Source organism: Aromatoleum aromaticum EbN1 (assembly GCF_000025965.1).
Classification (GTDB): Bacteria; Pseudomonadota; Gammaproteobacteria; order Burkholderiales; family Rhodocyclaceae; genus Aromatoleum; species Aromatoleum aromaticum.
Window position 1 is genome coordinate 962,429 of sequence record NC_006513.1, and the last position, 19,238, is coordinate 981,666.

Annotated in this window: 17 protein-coding genes; 6 read left to right on the forward strand and 11 right to left on the reverse strand. The window is 67.1% G+C overall.

What is annotated here, in order from left to right:
- Positions 1-16: 16 nt before the first annotated feature.
- The 6 genes from EBN1_RS04605 to EBN1_RS04630 form a co-directional block, all read right to left on the reverse strand.
- A complete protein-coding gene (locus tag EBN1_RS04605; protein ID WP_041645778.1) occupies positions 17-340 on the reverse strand; it encodes a rhodanese-like domain-containing protein in 324 nt (107 codons plus the stop codon).
- 85 nt (positions 341-425) lie between these two features.
- On the reverse strand, positions 426-1,079 hold the full coding sequence (locus EBN1_RS04610; RefSeq protein ID WP_011236745.1) for a protein-L-isoaspartate O-methyltransferase family protein: 654 nt from the start codon (positions 1,077-1,079) through the stop codon (positions 426-428).
- A gap of 71 nt (positions 1,080-1,150) precedes the next feature.
- Positions 1,151-4,393: an efflux RND transporter permease subunit gene (locus tag EBN1_RS04615; protein WP_011236746.1), complete on the reverse strand. Its 3,243-nt coding sequence runs from the start codon at positions 4,391-4,393 to the stop codon at positions 1,151-1,153.
- On the reverse strand, positions 4,390-5,493 hold the full coding sequence (locus EBN1_RS04620; protein ID WP_011236747.1) for an efflux RND transporter periplasmic adaptor subunit: 1,104 nt from the start codon (positions 5,491-5,493) through the stop codon (positions 4,390-4,392). Before EBN1_RS04620 ends, EBN1_RS04615 begins: the two co-directional genes overlap by 4 nt.
- 272 nt (positions 5,494-5,765) lie before the next feature.
- Positions 5,766-6,761 (reverse strand): radical SAM protein, encoded by a 996-nt coding sequence (locus EBN1_RS04625; protein WP_011236748.1) that lies wholly within the window; start codon positions 6,759-6,761, stop codon positions 5,766-5,768.
- Positions 6,758-7,252, reverse strand: a complete 495-nt coding sequence (locus EBN1_RS04630) for a pyridoxamine 5'-phosphate oxidase family protein (RefSeq protein ID WP_011236749.1) — start codon at positions 7,250-7,252, stop codon at positions 6,758-6,760. Before EBN1_RS04630 ends, EBN1_RS04625 begins: the two co-directional genes overlap by 4 nt.
- 358 nt (positions 7,253-7,610) lie before the next feature.
- Between EBN1_RS04630 and EBN1_RS04635 the strand changes: the two genes are divergently transcribed.
- From EBN1_RS04635 to EBN1_RS04660, 6 genes are all read left to right on the forward strand, one after another.
- Positions 7,611-7,889: a hypothetical protein gene (locus EBN1_RS04635; RefSeq protein ID WP_041645782.1), complete on the forward strand. Its 279-nt coding sequence runs from the start codon at positions 7,611-7,613 to the stop codon at positions 7,887-7,889.
- Positions 7,890-7,941: 52 nt separating this feature from the next.
- Positions 7,942-8,214: a hypothetical protein gene (locus EBN1_RS04640; protein ID WP_041645785.1), complete on the forward strand. Its 273-nt coding sequence runs from the start codon at positions 7,942-7,944 to the stop codon at positions 8,212-8,214.
- A 92-nt stretch (positions 8,215-8,306) separates the two neighbouring features.
- Complete coding sequence (locus tag EBN1_RS04645; RefSeq protein ID WP_041645787.1) at positions 8,307-8,588, forward strand: hypothetical protein; 282 nt, start codon at positions 8,307-8,309, stop codon at positions 8,586-8,588.
- Between the two features lie 69 nt (positions 8,589-8,657).
- Positions 8,658-8,948 (forward strand): hypothetical protein, encoded by a 291-nt coding sequence (locus tag EBN1_RS04650; protein WP_041645791.1) that lies wholly within the window; start codon positions 8,658-8,660, stop codon positions 8,946-8,948.
- Positions 8,949-9,095: 147 nt separating this feature from the next.
- Complete coding sequence (locus EBN1_RS04655; RefSeq protein WP_049780183.1) at positions 9,096-9,284, forward strand: hypothetical protein; 189 nt, start codon at positions 9,096-9,098, stop codon at positions 9,282-9,284.
- Positions 9,285-9,362: 78 nt separating this feature from the next.
- Complete coding sequence (locus tag EBN1_RS04660; RefSeq protein WP_011236752.1) at positions 9,363-10,127, forward strand: PP2C family protein-serine/threonine phosphatase; 765 nt, start codon at positions 9,363-9,365, stop codon at positions 10,125-10,127.
- 32 nt (positions 10,128-10,159) lie between these two features.
- Here EBN1_RS04660 and EBN1_RS04665 read toward each other — a convergent pair whose 3' ends face one another.
- From EBN1_RS04665 to EBN1_RS04685, 5 genes are read right to left on the reverse strand one after another with little or no spacing between them, the layout of a single operon-like run.
- Complete coding sequence (locus EBN1_RS04665) at positions 10,160-11,479, reverse strand: sigma-54 interaction domain-containing protein (protein WP_011236753.1); 1,320 nt, start codon at positions 11,477-11,479, stop codon at positions 10,160-10,162.
- On the reverse strand, positions 11,476-14,541 hold the full coding sequence (locus EBN1_RS04670) for a peptidase domain-containing ABC transporter (protein ID WP_011236754.1): 3,066 nt from the start codon (positions 14,539-14,541) through the stop codon (positions 11,476-11,478). Before EBN1_RS04670 ends, EBN1_RS04665 begins: the two co-directional genes overlap by 4 nt.
- 16 nt (positions 14,542-14,557) lie before the next feature.
- Entirely contained in the window at positions 14,558-15,310 is a 753-nt protein-coding gene (locus EBN1_RS04675) for a peptidylprolyl isomerase (protein WP_011236755.1), read from the reverse strand.
- Between the two features lie 34 nt (positions 15,311-15,344).
- Entirely contained in the window at positions 15,345-16,718 is a 1,374-nt protein-coding gene (locus EBN1_RS04680; RefSeq protein WP_011236756.1) for a beta-barrel domain-containing protein, read from the reverse strand.
- The gene (locus EBN1_RS04685) at positions 16,696-19,191 is read right to left on the reverse strand and encodes an FHA domain-containing protein (RefSeq protein ID WP_041645797.1); all 2,496 of its coding nucleotides are present in this window, start codon (positions 19,189-19,191) and stop codon (positions 16,696-16,698) included. The genes EBN1_RS04680 and EBN1_RS04685 overlap by 23 nt, the downstream gene beginning before the upstream one ends.
- Positions 19,192-19,238 lie beyond the last annotated feature (47 nt).

Consider the following 19,238-nt stretch of genomic DNA (forward strand, 5'->3'; position numbering starts at 1 on the left):
TCACTCTTCGATTCATTCAGTATCGGGCCATGCCCGGGTCGACCTGCGCCGCCCACGCTGCGACGCCGCCTGCCAGATTGATGACGTTGCCGAAGCCCTGGCGCTCGAGGAACATGCCGACCTGGGCGCTGCGCGCGCCGTGGTGGCAGATGACGACCGTCTCGGCGCCCGCGTCGAGTTCACCGAGGTGAGCCGGCACCGTCGCCATCGGCATCGGCTGCGAGCCTTCGATATGGCAGGTTTCGAATTCCCACGGCTCGCGCACGTCGAGCAGCACGGGTTTTTCGTGCGACGCGTCAGCGAGCCGGTCGGCGAGTTCGGAAGCAGTCATCTGGCGCATCGTCACATCCTCCAAAGTGGAGTTTCGCTTACTCTCGCAGCAGTGGCGTGCGCCCGCGATCCGGCCGGCGGAAGCCGCCCGCTGCTCAGAACCTGAATTCGTCGGGGCGCTGCGCGTTCTTCAGCATCGGCACGACGGTTTCGAAAATGTCCTCGCTTTTGTACGCCCCTTCACCGACACACGTCACGAGCCGCGCTTTCATCACCGGTGCTTCGCCGACGAATGCGAACAGGCGCCCGCCAACCTTGAGCTGTGCCAGCAACGCGGGCGGCAGCATCGGCAGGCCGCCCGACATGACGATGACGTCGTAGGGGGCGCGGTCGCTCCACCCCGCGGCCGCATCGCCGTCCTCGACGATGACGTTCTCGACGCCGTAGCGGGCAAGGTTTTCAGCGGCGAGCTTGACGAGTTCGGGCTCGATGTCGATCGTGCGGACCCAGTCGGAGCACGCGGCGAGCAGCGCGGCAAAGTAGCCGGAACCGGCGCCGACTTCGAGCACCGTGTCGGAGCGCTTGACCTGCAGTGCCTGCAGGATCTTGCCTTCGATGACGGGCTTGAGCATCGACTGGCCGCAGCCGATCGGGATTTCGATATCGGCAAAAGCGAGCGTCTTGTAGGCGGCGGGAACGAACTCCTCGCGCCTGACCGCCATCAGCAGATCGAGCACGTCCTGATCCAGCACATCCCAAGGGCGGATCTGCTGCTCGACCATATTGAAGCGGGCTTGTTCGAAATTCATTTTGGGCTTCCTGTGCAAATATTAGCACACGCTAATAGAGTGCGCGACCGGATGAGAAAAACCTTCGCATTCTAACGCACTTGCGGCGCTGCGGCGGTCGCCGCGGGACTCCCGGAGCGCTCGTCCTCCGCCGGTTCGACGCGGTACCAGGCCGCGTACAGCGCCGGCAGGAACAGCATCGTCAATACCGTCGCGACCGTCAGGCCGCCCATGATCGCGACCGCCATCGGGCCGAAGAACGCGCTGTCCGACAGCGGGATCATCGCGAGGATCGCCGCGGCGGCAGTCAGCATGATCGGGCGGAAGCGGCGCACCGCCGATTCGACGACGGCGTCCCACGCGCTGCGTCCGGCTTCGCGGTCCTGGCGGATCTGGTCGATAAGGATCACCGAGTTCCTCATGATCATCCCCGACAGCGCGATCGTGCCGAGCATCGCGACGAAGCCGAACGGCTGGCCGAACAGCAGCAGGAACGCGGTGACGCCGATCAGGCCGAGCGGCGCCGTCAGCAGCACCATGAACACCAGCGAGAAGCTGCGCAGCTGCAGCATCAGCACGGTCAGCACGACGACGAGGAACAGCGGCATGCCGGCGGCGACCGAACTGCCGCCTTTCGCGCTCTCCTCGGACGAACCGCCGACTTCGATGCGGTAGCCGAGCGGCAGTTCCTCGCGCAACGCGTCGATGGCCGGCGCGAGGTCGGTGACGACGCTCGCCGGCTGCACTGTCCCGTACAGGTTCGCGCGCACCGTGACGGTCGGCAGCCGGTCGCGCCGCCAGATCACGCCCTGCTCGAAGCCGTATTCGGCGGTCGCGACCTGCGCGAGCGACACGCTGGTCCCGTTCGCGGTCGGGATCGCGAGGTCCGGCAAAAGGCCCAGATGCACGCGCTCGGACTCGGCGCCCCGCAGCACGACTTCGATCGTCTCGGTCCCGTCGCGGAACTGCGTCACCGCGAGACCCTGCAGCGACGTATTGAGCAGGTTCGCGATGTCGCGCGTGCTCAGCCCGAGCAGGCGCGCCTTGTCCTGGTCGATCTTCAGCCGCACCTGTTTCGACGGCTCCTCCCAGTCGAGATGCACGTTCGACAGCTCCGGGTGGGCGCGCAGCGCCGCCGCGACTTCGTGCGCGATGCGCCGCATCTGGCCGAAGTCCTGGCCGCTGACGCGGTATTGCACCGGGAAACCGACCGGCGGGCCGTTTTCGAGCCGGTTGACGACGCCGAGCACGTCGGCCGGCCCTTCCTCGAAGAGGCGGATCAGCTTCGTGCGCACCGCTTCGCGCGCCGCCGGACTTTCGGTGAGGACGACGAACTGCGCGAAGTTCGTCTGCGCAAGCGCCTGGTCGAGCGGCAGGTAGAAGCGCGGGCTGCCGCCGCCGAGCCACGCGACGTAGTTCTCGATGCCTTCCTGCTCGTCGAGAAAAGTTTCGATGCGCCGCACCGCTTCGTCGGTCGCGTGGTGCGACACGCCTTCGGCGAGCCGCAGGTCGACGAGCAGTTCGGGTCGCGTCGAATCGGGGAAGAACTGCTGCGGCACGAAGCGTCCGAAGACGACGATCGACCCCGCGAAGGCCAGCACCGTCAGCGCGATGACGAGCCAGCGATGCCGGACGCAGCCGTTCACGAGCACGCGCAAGCGTGTGTAGAAAGGGGTGTGGTAGATCGCGTGTTCGTCGTGCAGCTCGTGCCCGTACGCGGCGCGCGCGGCGAAAAACCGCCCGAGCCGTGGCGACAGCCGCCCGGCGACGCGCGCGAGCCGTGACGGCTCCGTGCGCCGCGCGCGGAAGTCCGGCAGCAGGTGGAAACCCAGGTAGGGCACGAACAGCACTGCCGCGACCCACGACACGAGCAGCGCGATGACCGTGACCTGGAAGATCGAGCGCGTGTATTCGCCGGTCGACGACGCCGCGGTCGCGATCGGCAGAAAGCCGGCGGCCGTCACGAGCGTCCCCGACAGCATCGGCATCGCGGTCGAGAAATACGCGAAGCTCGCCGCTTTCGCGCGCTCCCAGCCTTCCTCCATTTTCGTCGCCATCATCTCGACGGCGATGATCGCGTCGTCGACCAGCAGGCCGAGCGCGAGGATCAGCGCGCCGAGCGAGATCTTGTGCAGGCCGACGCCGAACATGTTCATGAACAGGAACGTGATCGCAAGCACCACCGGGATGATGATCAGCACGACGACGCCGGTGCGAAAACCGAGCGACAGCAGGCTGACGATCATGACGATGACGACCGCCTCGGCGAGCACGGTGACGAACTCGCCGACCGAGCGCTGGACGGTGCGCGGCTGGTCGGCGACGCGTTCGAGGCGCACGCCGACCGGCAGCTGCGCGCCGATGCGCTCGACCGCGTCGTCGAGCCCGCGGCCGAGCGCGATGATGTCGCCCCCGGCGCGCATCGACACGCCGAGCCCGAGCCCATCCTCGCCGATGAAGCGCATGCGCTCAGCCGGCGGGTCGGCGAAGCCGCGCTTGACCTCGGCCACGTCGCCGAGCCGGAACGCGCGGCCTTGCGCGCGGATAACCGTGTCGGCGATCGCCTCGACATCGTCGAACGCGCCCGACGGCCGCAGCCACACGCGCTCGTCGGCGGTCTCGAAGAAGCCTGCGCCGGTCAGCGCGTTCTGCTCGGCGAGCGCATCGACGAAGTCGCGCAGCGACAGGCCGAAGGTCGCGAGCTTGGGGTTCGACAGCTCGATGAAGATGCGCTCGGGCTGCTCGCCGAACAGGTTCACCTTGGCCACGTCGGGCACGCGCAGGAGTTCGCTGCGGATCGCTTCGGCGTAGCGCTTCAGGTCCGCGTAGTCGAGGCCGTCGCCGACGAGCGCGAAGACATTGCCGTAGGTGTCGCCGAACTCGTCGTTGAAGAACGGGCCGATCACGCCCTGCGGCAGCATCGGGCGGATGTCGCCGATCTTCTTGCGGACCTGGTACCACACGTCCGGAATCTCGTCCGCGGGCGTCGAATCCTTCGCGGCGAAGAACACCAGCGATTCGCCCGGCTTCGAATAGCTGCGCAGGTAGTCCGCCTGCGCGACCTCCTGCAGCTTCTTCTCGATCTCGTCGGTGACCTGCTCGGCGACTTCCCGCGCGCTTGCGCCGGGCCACTCGGTGCGCACGACCATCACCTTGAAGGTGAACGGCGGGTCTTCGGACTGGCCGAGCCGGGTGTAGGAATAAAGTCCGACCAGCGTCAGCACCACGATGAAGTACAGCACCAGCGACGGGTGCCGCAGCCCCCACGCCGAGATGTTGAAACGGCCGTGGTTGAAGCGGCCGTGATCGCCGGCATCACCGGCGCCGCGGCTCATCGCTTCACATCCACCGCGACGGGAGCGGCTTCGTCGACCGGCCGCACCGTTTCGCCCTCGACCAGACGATGCACGCCGGCGACGACGACGCGCGCATCCGGCGGCAGCCCCGACCGGATCACGACGCCGTTCTCGCGAAACTCCCCGGCTTCGACTGCGAGCGGGCGCACCGTCGAGGCGTCGTCGACGATCCAGACGACGTCGCGCCCGTCGACGCGGGTCAGCGCCGGCAAAGGCAGCACCGTCTGCGCCGCCGCCGCCGACGCGAACGCGACACTCGCTGTCGCCCCGAGCGGGAGCGCCTCGCCCGCGCGCGGGACGCTGACCCGCACTGCGAACGAGCGCGTGGCGGCATCAGCCGCCGGGGCAATCTCGCGTATCACCCCCGCGAACTCGCGGTCCGGATCGGACCACGGGCGCACAACGGCTTTCGCGCCGACCGCGAGTCCGCCGACGCGGCTCTCGGGCACGTGGATCAGCACTTCGCGTTCGTCGAGCCGTGCCACGCGCACCACCGGCTGGCCGCTGGAAACGACTTCGCCGGGCTCGGCAGGCGCCGCGATGACGACGCCGTCGTGATCCGCCACAAGCGTCGCGTATTCCGCCTGGTTGCCGGCGCTGGCCGCCTCGGCGCGCGCCTGGCGCAAGCGCGCCTGCGCCGCCTGCAGCGCGGTGCGGCGGCTGTCGAGCGCGGATTCGCTGATGAAATTGCTCTCGCGCAGGCTCTTGCTGCGTTCGAACTCGCTGCGCGCAAGCGCCACGTCCGCTTCGGCCGCGACGACCTGTGCGCGGGCGGCGTTCGCAGCGAGCCGGGCATCCTGCGGATCGAGCCGCGCGAGCACGTCGCCACGCCGGATCCGCGCGCCGACATCGACGCGTCGTTCGGTGATCTTGCCACCGATGCGAAACGCCAGATCGGTTTCGAAGCGCGAGCGCACTTCGCCCGTGTACACGTTCACGTTCGTCATCGGCGCGGACGCCTCGGCGACGCTGCGCACGAGCACCGCACGCGGCGGCTTGTCGGTGACTTGCGGGTCGGAACAGCCCGTCAGCAGCGCCAGCAGAGCCAACGGGGCAGCGAGGAAAATCGGGGCCTTCATCGGGAACCTCCGCTCGCGCGGAAACAGCCGCGAGCGCGTTCAGGATCGAGTCGAAATGGATTTCGGCATATTTGCCGATGTCCTACGCGCGGCAGTACCGGCCGAAAGAATAGCGCGATAGCGCCCGATGGAGCAGCGGCGCAACGAACCGGTAGCGATCGTATCACCTCGACCGGGCGGAACGAGGGGGGCGACAGCGGGATCATCGCCGGCATCGCCGCCGCGGCCAGCACGATCGAACGGAAGCGACGACGCGATACCGGGTACGCGCCTCAGGCGGACCGCAGCGCGGTGAGCCCGCCCTCGAATCGGGCTTTGGCAAACGACGCGCCGGCCCTCAGCAACTCGGCTGCCCCGTAACGGTGGCGCATGTTGCAGCCGTTGCACAGTTCGGCGATCGGCTCCATGCCTTCGCGCCGCGTCAGCACCTCATCCAGGCTGTCGGTCGCCACGTGCCCGATGACGTGCCGGTGGCCGATGTCGTTGTAGCAGTACAGATATTCTCCTGCCGCCGAAACGAAGACATCGACGTTGCGCGGGATGCAGCGGAAGCGGTTGCGGCGCCATTGCCGCAGCAGGTCGCGGGCGCCGGGAATGAAATCGATTTCCTGCGAGCGCAATCGATGACGCCGGATGAGGTCGCGCAATGTGCGCGTTGCCGGTTCGTCAGCCTTCAGGCTGCCAGCACGGTTGTACAGCGTCGGCGACATCGTCAGCGTATCCACGCCCTGCGCGCGCAGCCAGTCGATCGTCTCCGGCAGCGAAGGCAGGCATTCGGCCATCGGCGTGAGGCTGATCGCGAGCCGCGTGTGCCGAAGCAGTTTTTGCGCCGCCTGGATGTTCGCCATGACGCGAGCGTGGTCGAGGTTCACATGGACACGTCCATACACCGCAGGATCGATACTGGAAAAGGACACCAGCAGCAGTTCGATGGCGCCATCGAGATGGCGGAGTTTGTCGGGGTCGAGCAGGTGTCCGTTGCTGACCATGTCGAAGCGCACCGGATGGCCGCGAAGGTCGTCGACAAACTCGAAGAACCGCGGGTGCGTGGTCGGCTCGCCGTACCCGGCGATGACGACGCGGAAAACCCTCTCCGGCGACAGCCGCCCGAGCAACTGCTGCCAGCTCTCCCGCTTCATGAGTTGCGGGCGCTCGATCAGCTCGCGCGGGCACATCGGGCACAGCGCGTTGCACTTGCTCGTCCATTCGGCGTTGACGGCGATCCGGTAGTCTCCGCCGCTGCGCATTTTCGGTGCTGTCGCGCTCATGGCAAAGGACCCAGCCGGGGAACGTGGTTCGGGCAGTTCGGCACCACCTGCTCGATGTCGACCACCACTACGCGCGTGCTCCCCGGAAAGAGGGCCAGCAGCTCGCCCGCATCGTGGATCGTCGCCTTGCCGTTGACGCGCAGGCGGCCGCCGTCGGCGAAATCGATGAACAGGCAGCCGACATGCGGATTCGACAGGATGTTGCCGAGGCTCATGAAGGCGCCGTTGCCGTCGAAATCGGCAAAGGCGAAGCGCCTTTCGTCGAGGATGCGCAACAGTCCGGGCCCGCCGCCCTTGAACGAGCAGTCGCAGCGGCCATCGGGCGAGCTGGTTGCGAGGAAGAAGAACGGCGCGTTTTCCAGGCGGGCGTGGAATTCGCCCGGGATGTGGTCCCACAGCAGGCGCCGGCGGCGGGCGTCGTCCCAAATCGTGCGGGTGTTCCAGCGCTGCTGGGCGGCAAGTTCGCCCTCATTGAACGGCGGCAGGTTCATCGGCTGTGGTCGCTCCGGAAAGGGGTCGGTCGGGTGGCGGTGCCCCCATCACCAGCCGAAAGTCTGTACCGGGAAGATTAAGGTGAGCTTAAGCGGAGAGGGCGAACCCGGCTGTTGCGAACCAACCAACAGAATTGCGAAAAGCTGTTCGGCAGGGACCACCACGGCACATCACCGCAAGCAACGCCCACGGCGCGGAATTTTCATGATCACGCAACATAATCGTTCGCTTTCAATGGCTTGAGATTATATCCGAGCCTCTCCAGACAGCTGGCACGGTCCCTGCGATAGGTCTGCTGAGCGCGCGAAAGTGCTCGATGCAAATCCAACCCTTAACAGAGCTCTCAGGAGAACGACCATGAAATCCAACCTGATCATCAAGGACCTGTCCCTCGACAAAGCCCTCGACCGCAAAGCCATGTCGTCGGTTCGCGGCGGGGTCGGCAATCAGGCCAACGCGACGCAGCAGGGGAATTTCCAGGAAATGTTTGCTGGGGTCGCAGTCGCCAACGGCGCGGACTTCGGCGGCAGCGGCCCGGTGAATTTCCAGGTCACGTCCACGCCGACCCAGGACGCGTGGAACAACGCCGACAACAAGAACAAGATGGGCTATTCGCACTACTACCCCTACGCGTAATACCAGCGAACCCAGCGAATCGATCCATCACCGACCCTTCAGGAGAACCATCATGAATTCGACTCTGACCATCAAGGACCTGTCCCTCGACAAGGCCCTCGATCGCAAGTCCATGTCCGCCGTCCGCGGCGGCTTTTTCGATCAGGCCAACGCCACCCAGCAGGCGAACGGCCAGACGATGACCGCGCCGGTCGAAGTCGCCAACTTCGGCAACTTCAGTGGCAGCGGCCCGGTGAACATGCAAGTCACGTCCGAGCCGACGCAGCACGCATCGAACGACGCCTACAGCAAGAACAAGATCGCCCAACCGTACTACTACTGGTAATGGCGACGAGCCTGGCGGAGGCGACGACAGCCTCCGCCAGCTTCCGCCGCATCAATGCCTGCTTGCCCAACCGACGTTTCAGGAGAACTACCATGCATTCGACTCTCACCATCAAGGATCTTTCCCTCGACAAGGCCCTCGATCGCAAGTCCATGTCCGCCGTCCGCGGCGGCTTTTTCGATCAGGCCAACGCGACGCAACAGCAGAACTTCCAGTCGATGTTCGCGCCGGTGGCCGTCGCCAACGGTGCAAACTTTGCCGGCAGCGGTCCGGTGATCATCCAGGTCGACTCGATGCCGACGCAAGTGGCCTCGAACGACAGCGACAGCAAGAACCGCAACCTTTTCAACGACCTCTTCCGCGGCTTCGCCTGACGCCGCGGTCCCGGTGGAAGCCTCGACACGGCTTCCACCGGATTCGGGAAAAGCTGCACCGGAGGATATATGGCTGCCATCACCATCAAGGACCTGCGGGCCGACTTCACCCTGGACCGCAAGACAATGTCCTCCGTCAAGGGCCGGGGAGGCGCGCCGTGGGTCTATGGATGGATAAGCCCTTATATCGGGAATGCGTCGACCCGCGTCGGCGCCGTCACCAACTTCTACCAGACCAACAACATCTTCGTCGCGGATCAGATCAACAATCAGATCCAGGTAATCGACATCGACAATTCCGCTGCCAATGCCGCCATCAACGTCGCCGCGACACAGACCGCCATCAACTTCAAGCGGTAGCGGGCGGACCGGCATTCCGGCCTGTGACGGCGCAGGCCTTGCCGCTCCCGTACGGAGGGGAAATGCCCCTCCGGACAGCTCACTTCGGTGACCTATACTGGGACATCGGGCGGTCGTTTTCCAGCCACGAACTTCGAGGAACACACCATGGCCACGATAGTCATCAAGGACTTGCCGGAAAACACGGCGCTCGACCGCGAGGCAATGCGGGCGATCAGCGGGGGCGCCCGACTGGGCGGACGTCCGACCGGCGGGCGCGCGGCGCCACGCACGGTTTTTCGCCCCGCAGTCGGACAGGCGCCGCGCCGCGCCGCGCCGACGCTGCTGTTCCCGTAGCGGTCGCAACCGCCCGCGCGGGAATCGATACCGGACCGCCGTCAATAGCCGGCGCCCCGCCAGCGCCGCAAGACTTTCATGCCCCCTGCCGACCGGATCCGCTGGACCTCAGCGGCCCGCTGCCATGTGGGTCTGGTCCGCGATGTCAACGAGGACGCCTTCCTCGACCGCCCCGAGCGCGGCCTGTGGGTGGTCGCCGACGGCATGGGCGGGCACGATGCGGGCGAACTGGCGAGCCGCATGATCGTGTCGGCGATCGACGGTCTCGCGCCGTGTGCGGACCTGGCAACTTTCATCATGGCGGCGCGACAGCGCCTGCAGGTCGTCAATCGCCAGCTTCGCGCGGAAGCGATGATGCGCGAAGTGCCGATCATCGGCAGCACTGTTGTCGTCATGCTCGGTTGCGGACCATTCTGTGCATACCTGTGGGCCGGCGACAGCCGCATCTATCTCTATCGCGCCGGGCGCCTGATGCTGCTGAGCCGCGACCACAGCCACGCCGAAGAGCTGCGTGCGCAAGGCCTTGCCGATAGCGAAACGCTCGCATCCGCGCAGAACCTCGTCACGCGCGCAGTCGGCGCCCTCGACACGCTCGAACTCGACGAAGGCTCGATGCCGGTCGTCGACGGCGACATCTTCCTGCTGTGCAGCGACGGCCTGACGAATTACGCGAGCGAGCGGGACATCGCCAACGCGCTCGCTGCGGGCGACTGCCCGCAGGCGGCGGACACGCTGGTCGAGCTCGCGCTGAAAGGCGGCGGGCGCGACAACATCACCGCGGTGGTCGTGCGCGCCGAAGATTCCTGCAGCGCCGACATGACGGTGCTCAACCCCGCACTGTGACGGGGTGCGGGTGAGTCGCTCAGGCCGCCCGCTCAGCGGCCGTCGTCGCCGCGGGACGGCGGGCGGTGGCGAAAGTCCTTCGAGCGGATGCCGTGTTTCTTCAGCAGCGTCTGCAGGTGCGAGCGGTTCATGTCGCAGCGCCGCGCCAGCTCCGCGACGGTGCCGCCGACCTGCTGCAGGCCCCGCTCGAGGAACAGCCTCTCCGCCTCGTCGCTGGCGGCGCGTTTTGCGTCGCTGAGCGATATCGAGGCTGCCGTCGCGGCCGACGCGTCGCTCGCAGCCGGCAGCGCGGCCGCGGCATTTGCCGGTGCCGACTGCGTCGCATCGGGGCGGATATCGGCAGGCAGATGCTGCAGGTCGGCGGTCTCCCCGGCCAGGCAGGAGATGCGGTAGATGATGTTGCGCAGCTCCCGTATGTTGCCGGGATAGGGATAGCGCAACAGGAACTCCCGCAGCCGCGGCGTCATGCGCACCGGGCGGCGCTTCAGCGCTGCGGCAGCCTCGTCGCCGAAGAACGCGAACAGCAGCGGAATCTCGTCGCGGCGTTCGCGCAGCGGCGGCAGCGTCACGTGGATGACGCCGAGGCGGTAGAACAGGTCCTCGCGGAACCGGCCTTCTTCGCTCAGGCGGCGCAGGTTGCGGTTCGTCGCCGCGACGATGCGGGTGTCGACGGCGATCGGCTCGTCGGAGCCGACGCGCTGGATCTCGTGCGATTCGAGCACCCGCAGCAGCTTCACCTGCCCGGACAGCGGCAGTTCGCCGATCTCGTCGAGGAAGATCGTGCCGGTGTGCGCGCTTTCGAACTTGCCTTTGCGATCGCTCACCGCGCCGGTGAACGCGCCCTTGCGGTGGCCGAAAAGCTCGGACTCCAGCAGGTTGTCGGGGATCGCGCCGCAGTTGACCGAGATGTAGGGCTTGTCGGAGCGCGAGCCGTTGGCGTGGATCACTTTCGCCATCAGCTCCTTGCCGGTGCCGCTTTCGCCGTCGATGAGGACCGGCAGGTCGGTCGGCGCCGCCTTCTCGGCGATTTCGAGCGCCTCCAGGAGCTGCGGGTTGTCGCCGAACGCGCCTTCGAAGACGAAGCTGCGCTCGAGCAGCGCCCGCCGCCGCGCGCCCGGCGTGCGCTCGACGCGCACGCTTTCGGCCGCGGCCGCCTCGACGAAGCGCTCCTTGTGCGACAGCTGCATCACCTCGTCGCGCACCGCGTTGGCCTGCCGCAACAGCTTCTCGATCTCGGGCCGCGCGAGCGTCGGCGCCCAGCGCAGCGTCGAGCGCAGGATCTCGATCTTCTCGAGCAGCCCGGCGTACGAAATCACCGGGCTGCCGCGCAGCCCCGGAGTCAGGATCTTCATGCCGCCGCCAGCTGCTTCTGCACCAGTTGGTAATACATGCCGCGCCGATCGACCAGCTCGTCGTGGCGCCCCTGCTCGACGATCGCGCCTTCGTACAGCACGAGGATCTTGTCGGCGCGCATGATCGTCGACAGCCGGTGAGCGATGACGACCGCGGTGCGCCCGGCGAGGATGTCGTGCATGTTGCTGATGATGTTGCTCTCCGACTGCGTGTCGAGCGCGGAAGTCGCCTCGTCGAACACCAGGAGGCGCGGGTCGTGGTACAGCGCGCGGGCGATGCACAGGCGCTGGATCTGACCGCCGGACAGGCCCACGCCGCGCTCGCCGACGATCTGCTCATATCCCAGCGGCATCTTGCGGATGAACGCGTGGGCGTCGGCCATGCGCGCGACCTCCTCGATGCGCCGCCGGTCCGGCGCCTCGTCACCGCTGGCGATGTTCTCGGCGATGGTGCCGGAGAACAAGAGGTTGCTCTGCATCACGTAGCCGACCTGCGCGCGGTAGTACTCCTTGTCGATCGTCGCCATGTCGTAGCCGTCGACGACGATGCGCCCGTCGGTCGGCGGGTAGAAGCCGACGAGCAGCTTCGCCAGCGTCGTCTTGCCCGAACCGCTGCGGCCGACGATCGCGACGAGCTCGCCGGGCTTGATCTCGAAGCTGATGTTCTCGAGCACGTATGGCGTCTCGTCGCCGCCATAGCGGAAATACACGCCTTCGAAGGCGATGTGACCCTGCAGGTCCGGCAGCACGACGCGCGAGGCAACCTCTTCCGGGCGCTGCTCCGGCTCCATGTCGAGCACGTCGCCGAGGCGCTCCATCGCGACCCCGGCGTCATTGACCTGGCTCCACAGCGCGACCAGCCCCATCAGCGGCGCGAGCACGCTGCCCATCAAGGCGTTGAACGCGATGAGCTGACCGATCGTGAGCTGATGCGCGAGCACCTGCGACGCTCCGACCCACAGGATCGCGATCGTCGTCGCGGCGTTGAGCACCTGGCTGGCGACGCCGACCAGCACGTTGAAGCGCTGCGCGCGGTATTGCACCTCCAGCGCCTTCGCGTATTTCTTCTCCCATTTCAGCCGCACCGGGCGCTCGATGCCCATGCCCTTGACCGTCTCGACGCCGCCGAGCGCTTCCATCAGGAAGGCTTTGGCGTCGGTCGAGGTGGTGAACACTTCGCGCGCATAGTTCTTGATCTTCGGCGTCACGAGCACCGTCAGCGCCATGATCGGGATGACGAACGCGAGCAGCAGGAGCGTCATCTTCACGTTGTAGAGGAACAGGATCGTGAAGTAGATGAACACCATCAGCAGGTTGAGCACCGTCGTGACCGTCGATTCGGTCAAAAACGCGCGGATCGTCTGGTTTTCCTGGAAGCGCGCGAAGATGTCGCCGGTCTTGCGCTTGGCGAAGAACGAGAACGGCAGCGACAGCGTGTGCTTGAAAAACTGCGACATCATCGCGAAGTCCATGTTGCGCACCATGAAATTCGCGAGAAACGCCCGGATGCCCGACATCAGCAGCGTGAAGAGGTTGGTGATGACGAGTCCGGCGATCAGGAGGTGCAGCAGGCTGACGTTCTCGTGCACGATCACGCCGTCGAGGATGTTCTGGATGATCAGCGGCGGCACGATGCCCAGCACCTGGATCACGAAAGTCGCCATGACGAGGTGCGCGAGGATCTTCTTGTACGGCCGCAGGTACGAGACGAAACGCAGCCACGGCGAGCGCGACACCGTCAGCTGCGCGAGATTCTGCCCGGGTGTGAACAGCAGGCAGGTGCCGCTCCAGCCGCGCTCGAACTCTTCGATCGCGATCTTCCTGAAGCCGACAGCCGGATCGGCGACCCACACCTGCCGCTTCGAGACGCCATACACGACGACGTAGTGGTAGCCCTCCCAATGCACGATGAACGGCAGTTCGAAGCCGAGCAGCGCGTCGAACGTGCATTGCACGCCGCGCGTGGTGAAGCCGAGCGATTCGCCGGCGCGCGCGAGGCTGTCGAGCGTCGCGCCCTGTGTCGTCACGTTCGCGAGTTCGCGCAGTTTGCCGAGCGTCATCGGGATGTCGTAGTGGCGGCAGATCATCGCCAGGCACGCCGCGCCGCAGTCCATTTCCTCGGCCTGCTCGACGAGCGGGAAGCGTCGGATCAGCCGCTCGCCGAGCTCCGGCTTCGACTGCAGGTCGAGCATGACGCGCAGGTTGCGCCGTTCGGCGAGCTTTTTCTGCCGCTGCAGCTCGCGTTCGACGAAGCGGATGCGCTCCTCGAGCACCTCGCGCAGCTTCGGATTGCGCTCGAGGATCTGGTGGACGGATTTTTCGGGGACCACCAGCAGCGTCGTATCGACGACCGCGACCACCGACGCGACCTGTTCCTGGCGCATCAGGCACGCCTTCTCGCCGAAGATCTCGCCGTGGCCGAGCGTCGCCAGCGGGTACTCGCTGCCCTGCTCGGTGCGCACGAGGCGTACTTCGCCCTGGCGGACCACGTACAGGCGGCGGTCGTCGCGCGCGTCCTGCTTGAGGATCTCCCTGCCGGCCGCAACGCGCTTGACGCCGACGCTGCGCACCAGCTCTTCGAGCTCGGCGCGGTCGACCTTGCCGCGCAGATCGAACAGCCGCGCGACGACGCCGCCGGCCGAGCCGATCGCGACGTAGCTGGTGACGAACGCCTGCGCCGCCGGATTCTTCGCCAGGACCGGCTCGAACGCCTGGCGCGGGATCAGCAGCAGCTCGGTCTTCGCCGACGCGCGCGCCGAGAATTCGTGCCGGTACTCGCGCAGCATCGCCATCTCGGCGACGGTCTCGCGCGCCTTGCGCACGCCGAGGCTGATTTCCTTGCCGTGCTCGTCGGCGAAGATCCGCACCGAACCGGAGCGGATCACGAACACGCCGTCGGCCGGCTCGCCGGCGCTGCAGACGGTTTCGCCGAACGCGAGGAAGCGCGGCTGGGCCTGCCCGGCCAGCTGCTCGAGTTCGTCGCGCGTGAAGGGCGACAGCAGTTCCACCGACGACAGGAAATCGGCGAGGGAATCGAGTTTCGGTGGGGCGTCCGTGGACATGATCACCTCGACGGGACTAACGCATTTCGATGACATGATCCTGCGCCCGGGCGGCGAGCCAGCCTTCGCGCAGCAGGCGCCGCACCTCGGCCGCGGTCTCTTCGTCGAGCCGCGCCGGGTTCTTCGCATTCACGAGGAAGATCTCGTAGAACGCGCCGTCGGGCGCGGCGAACGGTCCGAGCAGGTCGCCGGGCGCGGCGTTGAACACCTTGGCCTCGATTTCGGTCTTGAGCGAGCCGCGCATCACCTTGCCGATGAAACCGCCATCGTCGCGCGTGTCCGCGATCGAGTGCTCGCGCGCGAGCTCGGTGAAGCTGTCGGGGTCCTCGGCGAGCAGCGACATCATCTCTTTCGCCTGGCCCTCGGTTTCGAGCACGATGTGGCTGACCTCGATGCTGTCGAACTTCGGCGAGTTGAGCTGGAAGTATTCTTCGACCGCCTGGTCGCTGCAGACGCGCTGCATCATTTTTTCCTGGTACAGGCTGTCTGTGATGAACGCCTCGAACTCGTCGAGGCTCACGCCGCGCGCGTCGAGGTAATGGTTCATGTCGGCCGCCCGGTGCAACCCCAGCACGCGGCGGAACTGGTCGGCGCGCTCCTGGATCTCGTCGGCCGACACCGCGACGCCCTGCTTCTTCGCCGCATGGACGGTGAGCCGGTCGCGGACGATCTCGTCGATGAGGCTGTCGAAGCGCCCGGTAAGCTTCAGGATCCGGACGAATTCCCCGCTGCCGATGGATTCGTCGTCAATTCGCACTATCGCGGTCATCTGGTGTGCTCCTTGTGTAAGCGCCCGGATCGGATCAGCCGCTGATCTGGCGGAACGGATCGAGCGCGAGGTCGATGAGGCGGCGCTCGCGGACGACGATCTCCGCGGTCGCCGTCATCCCGTAGCGCACCGGGTAGCGCGTGTCCGCGACTTCGTAGTGATCGCGCGACAGCGTCACGTGGCCTTCGTAGACCGGCTCCTTGCTCTGCGCGGCGGGCGAAGTCGCCGGCGAGATGAACTCGAGCCGGCCGTCGATGAGGCCGTAGCGCTGGTACGGGAACGCGTTGAACTTGAGCTTCACCGGCAGCCCTTCGCGCAGGAACGCGCGGTCGCGCTCGGCGATGTCCATCTTCAGCACCGCGCGCGCGTCCTTCGGCGCGATGCCGCCGAGCGGCGTGTTCGCCTGGATCTTGTCGCCGGGCTGCGTCGAGGCTACGTCGGTGATGACGCCCGACACCGGCGCAATGATCAGCAGGAAGTTGTCCTTGTCGATGTTCTCGAAGCGGATCCGTTCGGCCGCGTTCGCCGCCAGCCGCGCGGTCTGCAGCTGCAGCCGCAGCTTGTCCTCCTCGTTCGCGATTTCGCGCGCCGCCGCGTCGTACTGGATGCGCAGCCGCGTCAGCTCCTGGTCGCCGCTTTCGAGCTCGACCGTCGCCCGCGCGGTTTCCTGGCTCAGACGGAAGTCCAGTTCGCCGAGCCGCGACTGCGCGACGCGCAGCGCGTTTTCCGCCGCCAGATACGCGCTCTTCTTCGCTTCGACCTGCAGCTCCGACACCCCGCCGCCGCCGGGCAGCGCCAACAGCCGCTGGAAGCGGTCGAGCTCCATCCGAGTGCTGTCGCGCATGCGCCGCGCGTTGTCGAGCTCGCTGCGCGCCTGCTGCAGCTGCGCGCGCTGGGCTTCGGCGAGCTTCGTCGTGCCTTCCGCGGTGCGCCGCTCGTGCAGCTGCAGCGCCGCTTCGATCTGCTGCTTCAAGGCCGCGACCTTGCGTTCGAGCAGCGCTTTGCGTTCGGGAAACTGCTTCCATTCCCGCTCGGCGTCCTCGAGCTTGAGCTGCGCCTCGAGTGCGTGCGTCGCCGCCTCGACCGCTCCGCGTGCGTTGAGCCGGGCGAGGACGTCGCCCTGCGACACCGGCTGCCCCGCTTCCATGTAGATGTCGGCGAGCTCGCCGTCGATCGGCGCATAGACGCGCCGGACGTCCGATTCGGGCGCGAGCACGCCGTGCGCGGTGACGATCACGTCGGCGCGCCCGACGAACGACCACACCAGCGCGGACAGCACCAGCCCGAGGACGGCGGCGACGAGAGCGAGGCCAAAGCGCGACGGTTCGGCGATCAGGATCGCGATCCCTTCGGCGCTGTGATCCTCGAGGGCCTCGGTCAGCGGCTTAAGGTGATTTTCGCTCTTCATCGCTCTGCCCTCCGATCAGCGCCAGCTTGGCCTTGAGCAGCCCCGGCTCCAGCACCCTGTGAAGCTCCTGCAGCGACTGCCGCTGCAGCTCGGCTTCCGCGTCGATCTCGGCCTGGACCGCGGCCGCTTGTTCGCCCATGTCGGTTTTCAACATCTCGTGGATCCGCGCACCCTGCCGCGCCGCGGACTGCGCTTCGGCGAGCAGCCGGGCCTGCGAGCGGAACCTGCCCGAAATGCCCGATTCGAGCCGCTGCTCGCCGCCGATCCCGCCGGCGCTGCGGTACTGGCGCCACGACGTTGCGGCGCGCGTCAGCAGGCCGTTGGCGCGCGCGAGCGCCTGGTCCCGGTAGGCGTCGACGTCGGCTTCGGTCGCGCGGATGAAGTAGACGTCCTCGCTCTCGTCGAGCGCCGCGTGAAATGCCAGCAGCCGCTCGTCGTAGCCTTTGCCGCCGCGTGCCTGCTGCAGCGCGCCGAACTGCTGCAGCACGGTTTTCTTGCGCGCGAGCTCGGCGGCGGCGACCTCCGCCCACGGCCCCGCGGAAATCTGCTGCAGGCCGGCGAGCGCCTCTTCGCCCCGGCCGTCGCGCCACGCTTGGTCGGCAGCGGCGTACTGGCGCACGACCTCTGCGGAAGGCAGGCGCGTCTCGCCGAGCTTTTCGAGGTGCTGGCGGAAAGGCGGCGTCGAAAAATGCAGCTTTCCGAGCAGCGCGATCAGCGGCTCGAGGCGGCGCGCCTGCAGCGCGCGGTCGAGTTCGACGAACTGGCGCAGGTCCTCGCGCACGGCGTCGAGGCCGGCGAGCCGCGGGTACTTCCCGGCGTAGTCGTCCAGCAGCGCACTGAGCGTGTCGGCGCGGCCGGCATCGAGTTCGACCGCGATGGCGGCATTGAGACGCTCGATCGCGGCGAGATACACCGACTCGTCGCTTTCGAGGCGGCGCAGATGGGTCAGCACTTCGGCATGGACGTCCCTGAACTGGGGCACGTGCGCCGCAACGCGGGCGAGCGCGCGCTGGCGGGCGCGCGAGTCGGCGTGCCAGCGCTGCAGCAGCGTGCCGATGCGCTCCTCGTCGGCGTAGATCCGGATCGGCGCATCTACGCCGCCGCGCTCGACGACGAACCGCTCGAGCTCGCCGACCCACTCGACCTCGGCGAGCAGCGGCTGCGCGTCGGCGTTGTGCGCAGCCTGCGCTTTCATGTCGGCGACGAGCGCCGCGGCACGGCCGAACGCGTGCACCTGCAGGCTCCCGACCCATTCAGGCAGCTTCGCCTTCAGCAGCGCTTCGGTGCCGAGCGCCTGCAGCGCCGCATCGTCCGGGTCGCTCGCGAGATACGCGTCGGCGACCGCTGCGGCGCGCGCAAAGTCGCCTGCGGCGACGAGGTGCGCGAGTTCGCGTTCCGCGCTGCCGGCACGGTAGAAGCCGAGCGCGACCGCGACGAGCAGCGCGACGACGGGAAGGCCCCAGCGCAACATCCGTTTCACCGTCCCGCGCTCGCCGCCGGCGAAAGCCCGACCCAGTTCGCGCACGAAAAGCACGGTCCGGCTGCGCTCGCGCCGCACCCGCGGCACCGGGCTTCCCGCTTGCGCCGCCTCGTCATTGACTTCGTCGGGCTGCGGCGACGGGGAAATGCAGAAGATGTCGAGGAACGAGTCGGGCGCCGCGATGAACATCGTTCTGTCCGGGTTGCCCGGATCGTCTTCCGCAGCCGCGACGGGAGGAGTGAATCCGGTCAGCGTCGGCTCGGCCTCGACCTCGGCTTCGTGTTGCAGGCTCACGCGGTATACGAAGTGACTGCCGCCGAACGCGACGATGTCGCCGTCGTGCAGTTCCACGGCGTGCTCGTCGAGACGCGTGCCGCCGACGAATGTCCCGTTCGTGCTGCCCAGATCCTCGATGAACGGCGCGCCGCCTTTCAGGAAAATGTGCGCATGGCGACGCGAAATGTAATTGACCTGATGCGGGTACGCGCTCTTGTAGCGCGCGATCACGTCGTCGATCTTGCTGATCAGGAACGGGAAGGAGGCAATGACGACCGGTTCGAGCAGCAGGTCGTCGCGCTCGGGCGTCAGCGTCAGGCTCAGGAGCGTCCCGACCCGCTGCACTTTCTTCGCCCGCGCCACGAGCCGGACGCGATACGACAGCACGCCGCCGAAACAGACTTCGTCGCCGTCGCGCAGCGCCGCGGGCTTCTCGCCGACGGCAACCCCATTGACGCTCGTGCCGTTCTTGCTGCCGAGGTCGGCGACATACAGCTCACGCCCCTCCCAGAACACCCGCGCATGGCGGCGCGACAGCTCCGCGACGATCTCCTTGTCGTATGTCGCGAACGGATGTTCGTTGCGCCCGATCGCGAACAGCGACTCCTCGATCAGGATGTCGCCCAGTTCCGGGCGCGACACCGCCTGCAGGAGCACGTTGCGCTCCTGTCCGGCAGCGGTCGGGGTCCGGGCGACGAACGCCCCCGCGTCACTCATGCGACGACATGATGGTCATGAACAAGCCTCTTTCGCGTGGCTGAGCC